This window comes from Flavimarina sp. Hel_I_48 (assembly GCF_000733945.1).
GTDB lineage: Bacteria > Bacteroidota > Bacteroidia > Flavobacteriales > Flavobacteriaceae > Leeuwenhoekiella.
The window spans coordinates 938,668-956,294 of record NZ_JPOL01000002.1; the positions used below are offsets into that span (position 1 = coordinate 938,668).

15 protein-coding genes are annotated in these 17,627 nt (G+C 40.6%); 3 read left to right on the forward strand and 12 right to left on the reverse strand.

Annotated elements, in window-relative coordinates; all coding sequences use genetic code 11:
* Positions 1 to 73 precede the first annotated feature (73 nt).
* Both P162_RS04275 and P162_RS04280 read right to left on the reverse strand, forming a co-directional pair.
* Positions 74 to 253, reverse strand: coding sequence for a CPXCG motif-containing cysteine-rich protein (locus tag P162_RS04275; protein WP_081868374.1), 180 nt, complete (start codon positions 251 to 253; stop codon positions 74 to 76).
* Between the two features lie 46 nt (positions 254 to 299).
* Complete coding sequence (locus tag P162_RS04280) at positions 300 to 2,216, reverse strand: ABC-F family ATP-binding cassette domain-containing protein (protein ID WP_031425998.1); 1,917 nt, start codon at positions 2,214 to 2,216, stop codon at positions 300 to 302.
* A gap of 136 nt (positions 2,217 to 2,352) precedes the next feature.
* Between P162_RS04280 and P162_RS04285 the strand changes: the two genes are divergently transcribed.
* Positions 2,353 to 2,745 (forward strand): DUF983 domain-containing protein, encoded by a 393-nt coding sequence (locus P162_RS04285; protein WP_031425999.1) that lies wholly within the window; start codon positions 2,353 to 2,355, stop codon positions 2,743 to 2,745.
* A gap of 39 nt (positions 2,746 to 2,784) precedes the next feature.
* Here P162_RS04285 and P162_RS04290 read toward each other — a convergent pair whose 3' ends face one another.
* The 7 genes from P162_RS04290 to topA form a co-directional block, all read right to left on the reverse strand.
* Complete coding sequence (locus P162_RS04290) at positions 2,785 to 3,846, reverse strand: NAD(P)/FAD-dependent oxidoreductase (RefSeq protein WP_031426000.1); 1,062 nt, start codon at positions 3,844 to 3,846, stop codon at positions 2,785 to 2,787.
* 73 nt (positions 3,847 to 3,919) lie between these two features.
* Positions 3,920 to 4,810 carry a gliding motility protein GldN gene (gldN, locus tag P162_RS04295; protein ID WP_081868375.1) on the reverse strand — a complete coding sequence of 297 codons (891 nt, stop codon included), beginning with the start codon at positions 4,808 to 4,810 and terminating at the stop codon, positions 3,920 to 3,922.
* Positions 4,811 to 4,816: 6 nt separating this feature from the next.
* Entirely contained in the window at positions 4,817 to 6,349 is a 1,533-nt protein-coding gene (gldM, locus tag P162_RS04300) for a gliding motility protein GldM (RefSeq protein ID WP_031426002.1), read from the reverse strand.
* 50 nt (positions 6,350 to 6,399) lie between these two features.
* Entirely contained in the window at positions 6,400 to 7,038 is a 639-nt protein-coding gene (gene gldL / locus P162_RS04305) for a gliding motility protein GldL (RefSeq protein WP_031426003.1), read from the reverse strand.
* Between the two features lie 65 nt (positions 7,039 to 7,103).
* On the reverse strand, positions 7,104 to 8,465 hold the full coding sequence (gene gldK, locus P162_RS04310; protein ID WP_031426004.1) for a gliding motility lipoprotein GldK: 1,362 nt from the start codon (positions 8,463 to 8,465) through the stop codon (positions 7,104 to 7,106).
* Between the two features lie 108 nt (positions 8,466 to 8,573).
* Positions 8,574 to 9,740: a formimidoylglutamase gene (locus tag P162_RS04315; RefSeq protein WP_031426005.1), complete on the reverse strand. Its 1,167-nt coding sequence runs from the start codon at positions 9,738 to 9,740 to the stop codon at positions 8,574 to 8,576.
* Positions 9,741 to 9,743: 3 nt separating this feature from the next.
* Complete coding sequence (topA, locus tag P162_RS04320; RefSeq protein WP_031426006.1) at positions 9,744 to 12,302, reverse strand: type I DNA topoisomerase; 2,559 nt, start codon at positions 12,300 to 12,302, stop codon at positions 9,744 to 9,746.
* A 410-nt stretch (positions 12,303 to 12,712) separates the two neighbouring features.
* On the opposite strand from topA, the gene P162_RS04325 reads away from it, so the two are divergent.
* On the forward strand, positions 12,713 to 13,621 hold the full coding sequence (locus P162_RS04325; protein WP_031426007.1) for an SMP-30/gluconolactonase/LRE family protein: 909 nt from the start codon (positions 12,713 to 12,715) through the stop codon (positions 13,619 to 13,621).
* Between the two features lie 71 nt (positions 13,622 to 13,692).
* On the opposite strand, the gene P162_RS04330 is transcribed toward P162_RS04325, so the two are convergent.
* From P162_RS04330 to P162_RS04340, 3 genes are all read right to left on the reverse strand, one after another.
* Positions 13,693 to 14,955, reverse strand: coding sequence for an LVIVD repeat-containing protein (locus P162_RS04330; protein WP_031426008.1), 1,263 nt, complete (start codon positions 14,953 to 14,955; stop codon positions 13,693 to 13,695).
* A gap of 32 nt (positions 14,956 to 14,987) precedes the next feature.
* Positions 14,988 to 15,371 (reverse strand): hypothetical protein, encoded by a 384-nt coding sequence (locus tag P162_RS04335; RefSeq protein ID WP_241077729.1) that lies wholly within the window; start codon positions 15,369 to 15,371, stop codon positions 14,988 to 14,990.
* Positions 15,372 to 15,477: 106 nt separating this feature from the next.
* Positions 15,478 to 15,897 carry a lipocalin family protein gene (locus tag P162_RS04340; RefSeq protein ID WP_031426010.1) on the reverse strand — a complete coding sequence of 140 codons (420 nt, stop codon included), beginning with the start codon at positions 15,895 to 15,897 and terminating at the stop codon, positions 15,478 to 15,480.
* Positions 15,898 to 16,090: 193 nt separating this feature from the next.
* On the opposite strand from P162_RS04340, the gene miaB reads away from it, so the two are divergent.
* Positions 16,091 to 17,554 carry a tRNA (N6-isopentenyl adenosine(37)-C2)-methylthiotransferase MiaB gene (gene miaB / locus P162_RS04345; RefSeq protein WP_031426011.1) on the forward strand — a complete coding sequence of 488 codons (1,464 nt, stop codon included), beginning with the start codon at positions 16,091 to 16,093 and terminating at the stop codon, positions 17,552 to 17,554.
* Positions 17,555 to 17,627 lie beyond the last annotated feature (73 nt).

Sequence of the window (17,627 nt, forward strand, 5' to 3'; positions counted from 1 at the left end):
AAGAAAATCTGGGATTAAACATTAAAAAACCATGAAAAAAGGCCTGAAAACGTCTTCTACAACAAGAATCAGTCTATTGTTCTATACTGGTAGCATCAAATTGCACTAATTCCCCAGCCTCAAAACGGACGTGCAGCTCAATAGGGTTACAACACACTTCACAATCTTCAATATACGTGGTGCTGACTGATGGATCGAGTAGCATGGAGATTTCTTCCCAACAGTGCGGACAAGAAAAAAAATGTTCTATCATTTAAAAGGACCGTATTTGTACTAAAATCGGTAAAAAATGACCAATTTTAAGCATATTCTTCCAATTCTTCAGAGATTTTTGCCCAGTCTTCCATGAGGCGCTCCACCTTCTTCTTTTTCGCCTGATAAGTATCAAAAAAGCCATCCTTTGAAGCTGTTTTTTCATAGTTGGCCGCAAGTTCACCATCCAGTTTCTTGATCTCCCGCTCCAGCTTGTTCACGTCAGATTCAATATTGCTTAATTTATTGGTAAGCGACTTATATTTTTTCTGATCGTGCTGTACGTTTTTTTTTGCTTGCTGCTTAGGCGCAACGCTTTTTTTCTGAACGTCACGCTTCTCAATATCACGCATACTTTCTACAGCGCGCTGTTCTAGATAGAAATCTATATCGCCCAGGTATTCCTTGATCTTATGATCTTTAAATTCATAAACGGTCTTGGTAAGCCCCTGTAAAAAGTCCCTGTCATGAGAAACAATGATAAGCGTTCCCTCAAAGCGCTGCAGGGCATCTTTGAGTACATTTTTTGATTTTATATCCAGGTGGTTTGTGGGCTCATCCATCACCAGCACATTAAAAGGCTGTAACATCAGTTTCGCCAGAGCAAGCCTGTTGCGTTCTCCCCCAGAAAGTACGCGCACGTATTTCTCAACCTCGTCCCCTCGAAACAGGAACGAACCTAAAATATCCCGAACGCGGCTTCTGTTCTTTTCATTCGCAGCATCTATCATCGTATCCAGTACCGTCTTGGCACCATCCAGATGATCCGCCTGGTTCTGGGCAAAGTAGCCCAACTGTACATTGTGGCCCAATTTCAATTTTCCGCTATGCGAAATCTCATCGACCATAATTTTTGCCAAAGTGGATTTACCCTGACCGTTCTGCCCCACAAAAGCTGTTTTAGAATCGCGCTCTATAAACAGGTCAATATTCTTTAGCACTTCCTTCTCATCGTAGCTTTTTGAAATCCCTTCGGCTTCTACAACCACTTTACCAGGAATTACAGAAACGGGGAAATTAAGGGTCATCACGCTGTTATCATCTTCATCAACCTCTATGATATCCATACGGTTGAGTTTTTTGATAAGCGATTGCGCCATGGTCGCCTTTGAGGCTTTGGCCCTAAATTTTGAGATCAATTTTTCGGTCTGATCTATTTCTTTTTGTTGGTTTTTCTGCGCTGCAAGTTGTTGACCGCGCATTTCTTCACGCAAGACCAAATATTCTGAATACGGCTTCGGAAAGTCATAGATCCTTCCCAGGGAAATCTCAATAGTCCTGTTCGTCACATTGTCGAGAAACATCCTATCGTGGGAAACGATCGCGACAGCACCCGTGTAACTCTTTAAAAAGCCTTCTATCCAAATGATAGATTCAATGTCCAAGTGGTTTGTGGGCTCATCCAGCAGTAAAACCTCATTGTTCTGCAAAAGGAGTTTTGCCAACTCAATACGCATACGCCAGCCGCCAGAAAAGGTATCTGTAAGCTTATTAAAGTCTTCCCTTTTAAAACCAAGCCCCATCAGGATGCGTTCGGTCTCCCCCTGATAATTATAACCGCCGTGGATCTCGTATTGTTGCTGTACATCGCTGAGCTCTACCATAAGGTCATGGTATCCCTCACTCTCATAATCGGTACGCTCTGCCAGTTGGACATTTATTTCCTCCAGGCGTTTTTCCAGTTTTTTGATGAGTTCAAAAGCTTCGTAAGATTCTTCAAGAACGGTACGGCCTTCCACAAAATCGATATCCTGCTTTAAAAAGCCAATACGGATGTCTTTTTCCATCGCAATCTGACCAGTATCGTACTCCTGCTCACCAGAGATTATGCGAAGCATGGTAGATTTTCCCGCTCCGTTTTTTCCCACGAGCCCTATGCGATCCCCTTCATTGAGCCTAAAGGTCACTTCATTGAACAAATATTCTCCTTGAAAAGAGACGGAAAGATTATGTATATTAAGCATATGTTGTATTTAAATACCTATAAACAAGGGTTTTAATATTGTAGCGCATCCCTTACTTATTTTGTGCAAAGATGCCTAAATTTGTGCTTTCTGGCAATGAGATCTTCATTTGTTTAGATAGATAAAATAAAAGCCTATGGCCCGTTTTCTAAAAGGATCAAAACTCTACAGCATATTTACGGGAAAATGCCCTGTTTGCCATGAAGGCGATATGTATATCAATTCTAACCCCTATCACCTTTCCCAAACCCTTAAGATGCACGAGCGCTGCAGTCACTGCAATCAAAAGTTCAAGATTGAACCATCCTTTTTTTATGGCGCCATGTATGTAAGTTATGGTGTGGGTATCGCTTTTGCGGTCGCTGCTTTTGTAATTGCCCATTTCTTTCTAGGCGGTGGCTTAATGACTTCTTTTATAGCAATTATTGGGACTTTGGTTCTGTTTTTCCCTTTTATCATGCGTCTTTCCAGAAATATTTGGATCAATATATTTATGAAATACGATCCCGAAAAAGCAAAATCATCTTAACTTAAAGAAAGAATAAATTCTTCTGAAATCAAATCGACTTTAGCGCTTCTCAAATTTTTTAGGAAAACGCATGACATCCACTGTTTGAGGCAGCTTTATGCCATTTTCCAGATTCTCGTATAATAAACCGGCCAAATAGGGTGACATCATAATTCCCCGGGTTCCCAGCCCATTAAGAAGTGCCAGATTGGGATAATGGGGATGTTTGCCAAGTAAGGGCCTGCGGTCGCCAGTTGTGGGACGCACTCCTGCTTCCTGATCAACAACTTCAAATTCACAGGTAAGTACCTTGCGTAGTTTGAGAAGGATTTCCTCCCGTGCGCTTTGTGTTGGGTTGTTGTCCTTATCTTTTCCATTAAAAGTCGCGCCCACTTTAAAGCGCTGATTGCCCTGCGGAATGATAAAAAACTGACTTTTAAGCGCGGCGTCGAGGATCAACTTTTCCGCTTTGATAAAAATATATTCCCCCTTGTTACCCACTACAGGAAGTTTAGCGAAAAACGGATTCTTTTTTACGCCATAACCTTCGGCAAATACGATGTATCTGGCGCGATAATTTTTATACATCACATGATCATTTTCTATAACAATCTGCTCATGCTCAAAAACTTCATCCAGCCATTGTTTCTTTTGAATCAAATGCGCTTTATAAGCATCTAAAACGGCAGGAACATCAATGCGACCAGTTTCCCGAACCCTTCCGTAATGAAAAATAGAATCTATACCGTTAATAGGTTCCCTTTCCAGCTTCGGACTTAAAAATCTCGAAAGTCCGGGTTTGTCAAGGGCTTCAAACCAATTATTCTGATCTTCAGCAGAAGAGAACAACCGAAGCACAGGAGTAGGAAACATCGCATTTAGTTGAAGCTTTTTAGTTAGCTGCTCATAGTAAGGGACCGCGATATCCATAAGCTTTTCTGCCTCCCACGGAAGTGTGTAGCGTTTTAATATAACGGGATTGTAAACGCCCCCAGAAACCCGACTCGCGGAAGCTCCCCCACTCTCAATGACCAAAAACTCTTTATGGTTAGCGGTTAATTGTTCGCAAAAAGCCATTCCCGCCAGGCCAAGACCTACAACTATGTAATCTATTTCAACCATTAGTACGTATTATAACCAAAAAACGCCCCAAAATAGGGCGTTTTTGTTCATTTTTATAAAGAATTCTCGAGTTTTAGTAACTCCACATATCGCTTTCCATATTGCGAATCTCATCTTTTAGACGTTCAGATTCCAGCAATTGCATCAATGAATTATCAGCCATATATTCCTTTATTTCCCTATCTCCCTGAATGTTATCAATCTGGTAAATCATACCGCTGAATCTTCTACTGTTAAGCAAATGATCATAAGATAGCGGTTGCGCCGAATTTTGAGGATTGAATACTTTTGCTTCATGCAATACCTGACGCGCTTTTGGAAACCAAACCCAGAATAAAGGTACAAGTACAGGATTCTCTTCATCTATAAAGTTAACATCTGGAGCAACTGGAGCAATACCAATCATTCTATATTTAAGTTCGCCTTGTCTTTTGTCAAAATACCAGTAGCCCCTTATAAAGTATTGCTCAATATCAGCGGCTGTAATGTCCCTTCTATTGATAAATTGCTCATCAAGCTGTTCACCGGCGTTTATCTGCTCAACCCCAAGATCTGTGGTATCCACTTTAGACATTGCCGCAGAAATATCATTTAATGAAATCTTATCATTAAAATAAGAATCTGAATACAGATCGATTTTTCCTTTCTTTGCTGCATTGACCAGCACATCATAAAGAGAGCGGCGATCTGCACCTATACTATTGGTATCAATGGGATAATACAATGGAAAGTTCACCCGCTCATCAAGATCAACGGTCTCCCATACATTACGCCCCCAGAGGACATCACGGCTATCGACATAACCATAGTCCAAAGGCTTATCATTATCAAGAAGCATTTGACCTTCAGTCTGCACATACATCTCATCTGGTGCCTTTGCATTCAGGATGTTATTTTGAGCAAACGCGGTGCCTGCGAAAAGCAATACACCAGAAAGAATATAAGAATACTTAATGCTTATCATATAATTTTAATTAGTAAGTTCAACAAAAACCGGAGAAACCTGCTTCAATAAATAGGAGCTGTTTCCTGCAATTTTTGCATTTATATCAAAAACCTGAACAGTTGAACCACGGGGTGCCTGTCTTATCAAATCATTAGCCCTGGAATCCATTTTACTACCATTTACCTGCACGGTAGGTTTTCCTGGCACATTGACCTTAAATCCAGTTACCTGAAGGTTAAGATCAAAGTCAAAATCAGGCAGGTTTGCACCTATCGTGGATATACTTAACGCATTCTTCTGCATCTTTATTATATCAGACTCGCCCCTTACCGTACCTACTGGTCGTGGAATATCTTTTATACGGAATTGTTTAGAATCGCTCACTTTTGACCCATCGGGCAACGTACCGGAAACATTAATGGTAACCTCACGTCCACTTCCAGGACTCATTGTATAACTACTGCTACCTCCTTTAGATAATCCAGGTGCACTTGCAGAAACATTATTATCTGCAATACCTGCAAAACTAATTGTCATAGGGTTTGCTACTCCACGATATACAACGTTCATCTTATCTGCGGAAATCGTTGCGGAATTAGGCCTGTTGATAACAGCATATTCACTTCTAATGGGAATAGATTTTGGTTCCCCTTCCTCCGTATAGACAAGTTCACCGGTGATTTTTTGCGTACCCACATTACCTGTTGGGAAATCAAGAACAACCTGCCCTGCTTTTAGGTTTTTAATTTCATTTCCGTTCACAACAACTTTATCAAAGTTGAGGGAGTTGTCAAAACGCCCCAAAACGACTTTACCTTTAAAGCGTTCTCCAGAAAAGAATGCAGTTTTTTCAGGAATCACAATCGCTTCATAATTGCTCAATGAAACATCTTTGCTTAATTGACCCTGTAATAATGAGGAATAAACTTCAGATTCATTGGACTTTATATCGTTTTGCATCTGTGTGAACCTGGTAATTGTCGCTGCAAGCGGATAGCCTTCAAAATTATACTTTAACCACGCTACTTCTTTACCATCCTTATTTTCAACAGGTGTCGTATCAAAGCTTGACTGGACAGCCCTGTTCACGTCACTGAATTCTGGTCCCAGTGCAGCAGCCATATCCTCTTTATATTGGTTTAATGCAGCTAAGAAAGCATCACCTTTTTGAGTATAGCCATCACCAGTAAACCATCTCTCATCAAGTACTGATGATTTATCAAGGTTCGCGTAACTGCTTGTATCCACACCTTCAGTCAAGGAATCTTTTATAGTTCCTAAGTATGAATAAAAATTATCAGAAATTGTCTTTACATTCTTAGCCTTCTCTAAAAGGGGTTCATATTTGGCTGCCTGCTCCGTTGCTTTTGCTTCGAGACCAGCGAGTGCCAATTGATTCTCATCAGTCAAACGTGCGTTTGACGATGCGAATTTCATATCAAAAATCTTAAATGCGCTCAAAATCTCCTTATCTACGTTCATTGCGATCATCGCAATAAAAACCAGATACATGAGATTGATCATTTTCTGTCTTGGGGATGTAGTTCCTCCTGCCATAGTCTATATTTTTCTAGTGAATAATACGGTTATCGTTTTATTCTTAGAATTTATTTTTTGTTCATTGCAGAAAGCATTCCTCCGTAAACCCCGTTCAAGGACGAAAGGTTTGTCGCTAAATTTTGCATCTGTTCTTTAAGCACACCTGCATTGTTTACTACTTCATTGTTTATGGCAGCCTGACGACCAGCGGTCTCGACCTGAACTTTATATAGGCCATTAAGAGATTCCATTTGTGCAGCGGCAAGGGACATTTCCTCACTGTAGCGCTGTGTAGAAGACATAGCTTCTGCAGTAGGGGCGATTCCTTTTGCAGCACCTTCAAAACCACGGATGCTTTTACCAAGGCTTTCCATAAGTTGAGCATCTATTTTAGCTTCTTTCAACATATTATCAAGCTTTTTAGACAATAATCCGTCAGCTTCTACTACTTCTTCCTTGATGACCTCCTTTTTCTTAACGACAGCACCACCCGCAAGTTCAGGATAAACCAATGACCAGTCCAGATCATTTTGAGATCTTTCAAAAGCAGAATAGGCAAATACCAAAGCTTCCACAATCATCCCGATAGTAAGAATCAGGGAACCGTAAGGCCAGTGTTGAATTTTAAAAAGAGCCCCAACAATTACCACAGCAGCTCCCATTCCATAAATGAAATTGGTGATTGAAATATTTCCTTTTTTTGACATGTTTTAAAAATTTAGTTTAAGTAATTGAATTGATTAAGTACAACTATATTTGGGAATTTAGTGTATTATCTTCTGTTCATGCTAATATCATTATCCACACCTAGATAATCCTGTACGGTCCTAAAACCGATGTAACTTCTAGCGGAATCAGCATATTCATAATCCCTTGTGCTTACCTGTAGAAAGTAGGCAACATCTTTCCAGGATCCACCACGCACAACTTTACGCTGGTTATCAGGATCTGGAACATCGGGATTCATTGTTGACATATATTCGTAAGAATTGGGATCGTAAGATGATTCTACCCATTCTGCCACATTACCGGCCATGTTATATAGATCATAATCATTAGGGTTATAGGAATCAGCCTCTACGGTATAAAGTGCCTGATCTGCCGCATAATCCCCTCTCAAAGGTTTAAAATTGGCCATAAAACATCCCCTGTCATTTTTAGCATAAGGACCTCCCCATGGGTAGGTAGCGCCTTGCAGGCCTCCACGGGCAGCATATTCCCATTCTGCTTCACTCGGAAGTCTAAAACGGTTAACCTGCTGCTGATTACGGCTCTTTTTATAGGAGTTCTTGTATAATGTACGCCAGTTACAGAACGCTCTTGCCTGTTCCCAGGTTACGCCCACAACGGGGTAATTATCATAGGCCGTATGCCAGAAATAATCATTATGCATAGGCTCATTATAGGAATATGCAAAATCCTTGATCCATACGGTAGTATCAGGATAAATATTAACGGTTTCGGTACGAATGTAGTCTGAGCGGCTTCCATTTTTTTGGCGAGCGGCTTCTTCAACATCAAGATAGGTAAATTTAAAATCAAGTTTATCTACATCTACGGTACGGTGACCATTATATGCTTCTTCTAATGGAATATACATACTATCCATTACCTCAACATAATACTCATCAGGATAATCCTGAGGATCTTCTACAAGGTCAATACGCTTATTAAGTTTTCTACCTGTATAATCTTCACTGAAACTATAATAGTTATCGTACATATAGCGGTCATAGGGACTCATCTCCTCAGGATCATTGTTGAGAAAGGAATACTCCCCTATACCACCATTACCTGGAGTTTCTCCAAGCTCATCGGCAAACACAGCTAAACGCGTACGAATAATAGAATCTTTTACCCAGTCTACAAACTGACGGTATTCGGAATTGGTGATTTCAGTCTCATCCATGTAAAAGGAACGAACTGTTACTGTTTTTGTAGGAGCATCCTTAACATTGGCAATATCATCGTCACTTTTTCCCATGATAAAAGCACCCCCAGAAACCAGCGTCATACCGTATGGTTTCTCAGAGTTCCATTTTTTGCCCTCGGCGCCTACAAGTTCGCCACGATCACTACGACCACAGCTAGTCAACAAGCTTATCATCGCAATAAATGCAATAAACTTCTTCATAGGTAGATAATTTAAATACTAGATTTGAGGCCGTAAACCTATTTATAAAAAATTTAATACACAATTTTTTAATTATAAATTCCCCTTAGTCTTAGTATATTCAACGGTTTATAACTCATTTTTTTGCCTGGCCTTAAACCAGCGTTCCGGGATTTCCTGATTACAGGCGTTCACATAATCCTGATACGTGCAAGGTAATAACGTATGCCTTTTCAATTTATTATTGAGTCCCTGCAAAAAGGGGATTTCTATCCACCATCTCCCGGTACGGTCACTTTTGTAAAAACTAAGCACCTCATCCTCCACAGGTACGGTATAGTGTAGAAAACCCTTGCGCCGTTCTGGAACCAGTTCATCCACTCGATAATTGACGCCTTCTATAAAATACCATATTATTTGTGCCACCAGCGCATCTGCGGTCTGGGAATCGCTCATCTGGCAGTATTCAAAAATACCAAAACTACTTACCCGGTCACTGAGACCAGCATACCTCGCGACAGCGCATATTTCCCTTCCGTTCAGTCCGTTAGGACGGTTCTTGTGCATATGCCCCAGCGCGGCGCTTTCTATACCACCCAGGTCAATACTCACAACATCTGCGTCCCTAAGTACGGGTTCTACCAGCGAAATATCAGGTACCACCTCCCCCAGCCGGTAGGCATCAAAGTACAGCTTTTGCACCAGTTCGATTTCTTCCTGACTATTGGCAAAAGTCTGATAGCCTATATTGGCATAATTGAAAAGATTATAAGGCTTGTCAACGATAATCCTGCCCAGGTAAGAGGTATTGCTCATAGGCTTGCTGCTATCGCCCAGATCAAAACGGTTATCAACATTCACAAAATTGACCATCTGATCAAGTTTATCGTAACCGCGATAGATCGCGTAGGACAAATCTTGACTTCCGCCCAGAAAAATGGGTATAATATCCATTTTAAAGAGACTTTCGGTAATTTTTTTAATGGCAAAATAAGTATCCTCAAGCGAGTTTCCACTATCAATATCCCCCAGATCTGCGATTACCGTGTGCCAATTTCCAGCAAATAAACCATAAATAGCGCTCCGTACAGACTGAAAATCTGGCTTTTCAGCCAAATTATCCATCATGCCCCTGTTTTCCCTCAATCCTATTATAGCCACATTAACTTCATCAAGGGAGGGCATACCCTCCTGAGAAGTGTGCATCCTAATGGTATTGCCCAGGCTTTGCTTATGGAATAAGGGCGCGTGCGCAACCACTGCATCAGCGACCGGTACCAGGTTCTCAAATGGCATAGATTATTTCTTTTTCGGTGTAGTTTTTTTTGCGGCTGCTTTCTTTTTAGCCGGAGCTTTCTTGGCTGCGCTTTTCTTTTTGGCCGGGGCTTTTTTCTTGGTTGCCGCTTTTTTCTTGGGCGCTTTTTTGGCCAGGATATCCTTGACCTCTTCTAATGTAAGCGCTGCTGCGTCTACGGTTTTAGGTAATTCAACTTTTGTTTTTCCCTTAATAATGTTGCTTCGACCCCAGCGCGCTTTTTCTACACGGATTCCCTCTTCTTCAAAATTATGGATGATCTTATCTATTTCTTTCTGCTTCTTATCTTCAATCAACTGGATAAGATCTTCTTCGCTTAGGTTATCAAAATCATACTTTTTATTGACATTGATAAACATACCGTCCCACTTAATAAAGGGGCCAAAACGACCTACGCCCTTTTGTACTGGTTTTTCATCATAATGATAAATAGGGGCATCTGCCTCCTGCTTTTCTTTAATATACTCTATGGCTTCCTTAAGCTCTACGTCAAGCGGATCCCTACCTTTGGGAAGTGATATAAACTTCTTGCCATGCTTAACGTACGGGCCGAAGCGGCCATTGTTTACCGCTACCGGTTCGTCTTCAAATTCACCCAGGTCTTTAGGCAATTTAAAAAGATCCATTGCTTCTTCAAACGTAATGGTGTTTAACTGTTGGTCTGGACCCAGACCTGCAAAAAGCGGTTTTTCTTCATCTTCCACACTTCCTATCTGCACCATCGCGCCGTATTTGCCTAAACGTACGCTTACAGGTTTTCCTGTTTTAGGGTCTTTACCCAGAATGCGCTCCCCTACTTCACGGTCGGCATTTTCTGCCACGTCCTGTACATTGGGATGAAAGTCTTTGTAAAAGTCCTTCATCATTTTAGTCCAGTCCTCATTTCCTTCGGCGATCTCGTCAAAATCCTGCTCTACCTTAGCGGTAAAATTATAGTCCAGTATATTCTTAAAATGGTTTACAAGAAAATCATTAACCACCATTCCCACATCGGTAGGTACCAGTTTTCCCTTGTCTGAACCCACTTTTTCGCTAAGTTCTTTTTCCTTTATTTTCCCTTTTTTCAGTATCAATTGCACATATTCCCGCTCTGTACCGTCTATATTGCCTTTTTCGACATATTTTCTGTTTTGAATGGTCGTAATTGTAGGCGCATAGGTAGAAGGACGACCGATGCCGAGCTCTTCCAGTTTTTTTACAAGCGAAGCTTCCGTATAGCGATAGGGTGCGCGTGTAAAGCGTTCGGTGGCGCTGATAAATAGATTATTCAGCGTTTCACCTTCTTTCAACGGAGGCAGGATTCCGCTTTCTTCATCATCCTCATCATCTGTTCCTTCCAGATATACTTTTAAAAAACCTTCAAATTTTATCACTTCACCGTTAGCGGTAAAGTTGGTAGGATGGTTTGAAGAGGAAATCTGCACATTGGTGCGTTCCAGTTTTGCTTCGCTCATTTGTGAGGCAATGGCCCGTTTCCATATCAATTCATACAGACGCGCCTGATCCCGCTCTATATTGACCGAATGTTTGCTGAAATCTGTGGGACGTATCGCCTCATGCGCTTCTTGCGCGCCCTTGCTCTTGCCCTTATAATTGCGTTCTTTATGAAAATCTTTACCATAAGCCGATAAAATTTCCTTTTCCGCGGCAGTTTTAGCATCCTGGGAAAGGTTTACACTATCGGTTCTCATGTATGTAATAAGACCAGCTTCATAAAGGCGCTGTGCCATGTTCATGGTTTTACTTACCGAAAAATAAAGCTTTCGCGAGGCTTCCTGTTGCAGTGTTGAAGTCGTAAACGGTGGCGCCGGATTCTTTTTTGCGGGTTTTTTAGTAAGTGCCTCAACTTTAAAAGTAGCTGTTGCGTTTGCATTGAGCAATTCTTCCGCTTCCTTTTTTGTATCCAGGTTTTTAGGGATCTTGGCTTTTAAAGTTTTCCCATCCCCATTGGCAAATTCCGCATCAATCCTGAAATAATCCTCAGCCGTAAAATCGCGAATCTCCCGCTCCCGTTCTACAAGCAAACGCACGGAAACCGATTGTACACGGCCGGCTGATAGTCCGCCTTTTACCTTACGCCATAGTATTGGCGAAATTTCATAACCTACCAGTCGGTCAAGTACCCTTCGCGCTTGTTGGGCATCGACTAAATTATAGTCAATATCCCTGGGGTTTTCAATGGCTCGTAAAATGGCTTTCTGGGTAATTTCAGAAAAAACGATACGCTTGGTCTTGGCTTTGTCCAGGTGCAATTCTTCCGCAAGGTGCCACGCAATGGCCTCACCCTCCCGGTCCTCATCACTTGCTAACCAGACCATTTCTGATTTATTGGCAAGGTCCCTAAGTTTCTTGACAACTGCCTTCTTATCGCTGTTTACGATGTATTTAGGTTTGAAATTACCATCCACATCAACACCCAGTTCCTTTTTGGGCAAATCTGCAATATGGCCGTAACTGCTCTCCACCTTATAATCTGCACCCAGAAATTTCTCAATGGTTTTTGCCTTAGCCGGGGACTCAACAATTACTAAATTCTTAGCCATAATCAGTTTTTTATTTGCTTACCGAAGCTCCTTTTTCGGTATACAACATACCTTTTATATCAAACTTTGGAAGTGCAAAAGTATATTAAAAAATTTTCTTGGGCATGAAAGCAATTCTTTTGAGTGAAAATCCAGGAAACTTAGGGATCAAAAAAGTCGCGGTTTAGCAGGTCGCAAAAGTTCTGCAGACACTAATAAATTAGATATTTTGCCTATATCTTTTTGGATAAAAGAAAACATTGGTATTTGTTTCAAAGATCATAAAGTTTACGTTGAGCGCAGGGATTTTGTCCTTATAAAAAAGGATTAACTTTTCTATTTGCAATCGCATGAGCACTTCCGTAGCGGTGCACAATTAAAAATAGAGTATCTTAGGATTTTAAAACCTTAGTCTAAGAAACCATATTTTTATGTTTACCACTTCATATTTATATTCGTTATCGTCCCTTTTTATACTTCTGGGCATTACTTTTTGCCAGGCACAGGAAAATGACCTCATAGCCTCTGGCGAAAAACTTCACCTGGTTGCAGATGGCTATTCTTTTACCGAAGGTCCCGCAAGTGATAAGGACGGAAACGTTTATTTTACAGACCAGCCTAACGATCGCATTTTGTTATGGGACGCCGCCACAGATTCTGTGACTACATACATGCAGCCTTCCGGGCGTTCTAACGGTCTTTATATGGATACTGATGGCAGTTTGCTTTCAACCGCAGATGAAAAAACAGCCCTGTGGCGCATAGATAGCATGAAAAATGTAAGTGTTTTGATCAATGCCTTTGATAATAAAAAGCTGAATGGCCCCAATGACCTCTGGGCAGATCCCAATGGTGGCATTTATATTACGGATTCTTATTATGAGCGCCCCTGGTGGGATCATAAATCTCCCGAACAAACGGCAAGAAGAGTCTATTTTTTACCTAAAAATGGCAAAAAACTGATGATTGCTGCCGAAAATATGCTGCAACCTAATGGTATTATAGGTACTCCGGATGGCAAAAAGCTTTATGTGGCAGATATTGACGATAAAAAAACCTATGTTTTTGACATTGATAAAGATGGCCAACTCAAAAACCGTAAGCTTTTTGCAGAGATGGGCTCAGACGGGATGACCATTGATAACAAGGGAAATGTCTATTTTACCGGTGATGGCGTTACCGTTCTTAACGACAAGGGCGAAAAGATAGCGCATATTGAAGTTCCACAAAACTGGACCGCAAATGTGACTTTTGGAGGGCCTGATGAAAAAACGCTTTTTATCACCGCTTCTAAAGCTGTTTACACTTTAAAAATGAATGTTCACGGCGTGCGATGGTAATTTTTCACAACTTAAAAGCGCATCTCGAGTATCCCGATGAAAAATCGGGATACTCGAGGTGACACGATATATTAATCCAATTGAAAAGTGCTCATTTCTGAAATTCCATTTACGGTGTATTTATATTGATGCAATACCTGCCCTCCTATCATCAGCAATTTATCTTCCATAGGAATAACATCAAAAATGTTCAAATCACCCTTGTTTATGACCAATTTTAAGGCTTTTGGGTCGGTTTTATCGTAAATATGAAGTCCGTACTGACCATCGCTAACAAACAGTTGGTCACCATGAATCCCCAGTCCGTAGGGCTCTATCATATCGTAATCATTAACGATGACCGGATTGGTCTTGTCTGAAATATCAAGGACTTCTAGAAAACTAAGGTCCTGTCCACATGCATTGCCTCCGCGTACGGTAACGTATGCATAATCACCTTCCACCACTACAGGATCACAACCTAAAACATGAGTCACTTCAGAGACGTACAGCGGGTTGTCAATATCTTGAATATCGTAGATAAGCATTCCGCTGGGACTGCCCATATAGAGAAAATCACCCTGGTTAAATATGGTTTCCACATTCCAGGTAAGGTTTTGTTTACCGGTCAACGCAGGATCCTGCTGACTGGTAACGTCAAAAACAAAAAGCTGCCCTTCATTGATAATGTAAAGCCTGTCATCAACGACATTAAAACGTGCAAAAGAGCCACCCAGGCCACTACCGGAAAAGCTGTTGTTTCCATTTGCGGTATTTATAAGAGCATCCTCAAAAGAACCATCAGGATAGAAATTAACAGGACGTAGTTCTCGAGCATATTCCCAGCCCACCACAATTTGCTTTTCAGCATCAAAATCCTTATAATCTATTTGATCTACCTGCTGGGAAAGCCTTGGCCATTCATAGCTGCCATTGCCCAGAATGTTCTCATAGCTTTTTAGATATTTAATCGCATTGATGTTTGAAAGATCAAACAATACCAGATCTGAATAACTATCAACATAGAGAATATTGTCTTTAGCTTCCATATCCCGACTGCCCGGTACTTCAAGAAAACCTTTTTTTACCGGGGCACTGGGATTTGTGTTGTCTATTATATGAATACCGGCACCCAGATCATTTATAAAAATGAAATTGCCATAAGCATAAAATTTACCAGAGTTTTCGATAGGCTTGGGACTTTCGATTACCAGCTGATTATAACTTGCGCGCAGATCTGCTTTGTCAACGACTATTGGCGTCGCGATATCCTGTACTGCATATTGTACATTGTCATCGTCCTTGCAGCTAATTATCGCGCTTATAAATAATAAAAAAAGTAATGCTTTATTCATAATTTCTATTTTTATAATTTAAATATTTCAGTTTAATCAATTTTCTGTTTTGTCAACAAGTACCTATCGCCAAATTTATTCGTTAAAATAAGATTATTATCCTCAAAATCAATATTCCACGAACCATTCAAAATTAAGGTCCAGTCAAATTCAGCCGTCCAGGGACATACATTTTCAAAAGTCACCGAAGATCCCGAAACGATAAAAGCACCTCTGCAAATTGCAGGGAATTTTTGCACCTCACTTTCACCTGAAAATGTTGCATTTTTTAAAGAAAGCTGAACATTAGATACACTATCATTTCTCTCAAAAACACCTGTATAGTTTCCCTCAAGATTATAATTAACAGAATCATCATCTGAATCACAGCCTACCAGAGTGGCCATACATAGCAAAAGAAATAGTACTTTTTTCAAAACAAATTTGTTTTTAAGAAACTAATCTGATAAAGAGTATTACCTATAGCATGCCCTTTATTAGTTAATCTAACGTTTTCTACAAGTTTCAAAACTTCAAAGAACCTCACTTAACATTTAATCTTTTAAACTTTTGAGAAAAACCTTCATTAGAAGCAAAATTTAAAATCAAAAAGCCTTCTTTCATTTCAAAACTTATAAACGAAATGTTTACGTTATCACAATTGGTAGTGATTCCTTGTGTAGATAATGAATATGTTCCTTTAGAAATTTGCTGCTCGGAATAGGGCTGACATAGGGAACCATCATAAACAGTTATGATTCCATCTTCAGAAAATTCCAAAACCTTCTTACTTTCTATAGTTCTAAAGGTTCCACTCCCGTCACCAGGATCTGCTAGCTGCTCTATCAGTTTCCATTGCCCTAACACTATATTCATTTCAGACCGGGAATTATCGTCATCTCCACTGCAACTCGAAAAAGCGATTATTACAAAAGAAAGAATAAAAAATACTTTTGTGTTCATAAAATATTATTTTTAGAGACTTAGATTATACCATAGATACAGAATAATTTAAAAGGTTGCGTGATAAGTCATTAATATTCAGCAATTATTTTAAACTATTTAGCGCAGCGCAAAATATTATCATGCTGCCAGTTTGTCACAAATTCCATACGTTGTATCTTTGCAACCTTGAAAAATTGAGAAGCACCGCTTTATGGAGAAGGTTATTGATGAACAAAAACAAGGAGAAGCCCTCGTACTGGAAGGTGCTCAGGCAAATACCAAAAAACTTTTCATTGAAAGTTATGGTTGCCAGATGAATTTTAGCGACAGTGAGATCGTTGCTTCCATACTGGCAAAAGAAGGTTTTAACACCACCCAGAGTCTTCAGGAAGCAGATCTTGTATTAGTAAACACCTGTTCCATTCGCGATAAGGCAGAGCAAACGGTGCGCAAACGCCTGGAAAAGTACAATGCCGTAAAACAGACCAACCCAAAAATGAAAGTCGGTGTGCTGGGTTGCATGGCCGAACGTCTTAAAAGCAAGTTTCTCGAAGAAGAGAAAATCGTAGATCTCGTTGTAGGTCCAGATGCCTATAAGGATCTGCCTAATCTCATTCGCGAAGTTGAAGAAGGCCGCGATGCCATCAATGTGATTTTATCAAAAGAAGAAACCTACGGTGACATTTCACCTGTGCGCCTACAAAGCAACGGCGTTTCCGCATTTGTGAGCATCACGCGTGGTTGCGATAATATGTGCACGTTTTGCGTGGTGCCTTTCACCCGTGGAAGGGAACGCAGCCGCGATCCACAGAGTATCATTGAAGAAGTAAACGATCTTGCCGCACGCGGATTTAAGGAAATTACCTTACTGGGTCAAAACGTGGATAGTTATTTATGGTACGGCGGCGGACTCAAAAAAGATTTTGAAAAAGCTTCTGTTATGCAGCAGGCTACATCGGTCAGTTTTTCCAATTTACTGGCGCTTGTTGCAGAGGCCCAGCCTAAGATGCGCATTCGGTTTTCCACTTCAAATCCACAGGATATGACGCTTGATGTGATACACACCATGGCAAAATATCCTAATATTTGCGACTACATTCACCTACCGGTACAAAGCGGCAGCGACCGTATTTTAAAGAAAATGAACCGTCTGCATACCCGGGAAGAATATTTCACCCTAATAGATAACATACGCAAGATCATACCTAATTGTGCGATCTCGCAGGACATGATGACCGGCTTTCCCACAGAAACCGAAGAAGATCACCAGGATACCCTCAGCTTAATGGAATACGTTAAATATGACTTCGGGTTTATGTTTGCCTATAGCGAAAGACCGGGCACCATGGCCGCAAGGAAGTTTGAAGACGATATTCCGCTTGCGGTAAAAAAACGCCGTCTGGCGGAAGTAATTGCGCTACAGCTGGAACATTCATACCACAACACTAAAAAAATGGTGGGCCAGACCATCGAAATTCTTATTGAAAAAGAATCTAAAAAGAGCGATGCCGAATGGAGCGGAAGAAATTCACAGAATACGGTGGCCGTATTTCCCAAGCAACATTATAAAGTAGGCGATTTTGTCATGGTGAAAATAGACAGCTGCACAAAATCTACGCTAATTGGTGAGGCAGTGGGCTATTCCCAATCCCCCCAACCTCCAAAGGGGGTGTAACTTACTCAGACGAGTAAATACAAATAAGATATTTTAACAAATAAAAATTTTATGAAAGCATATAATTCTGAAT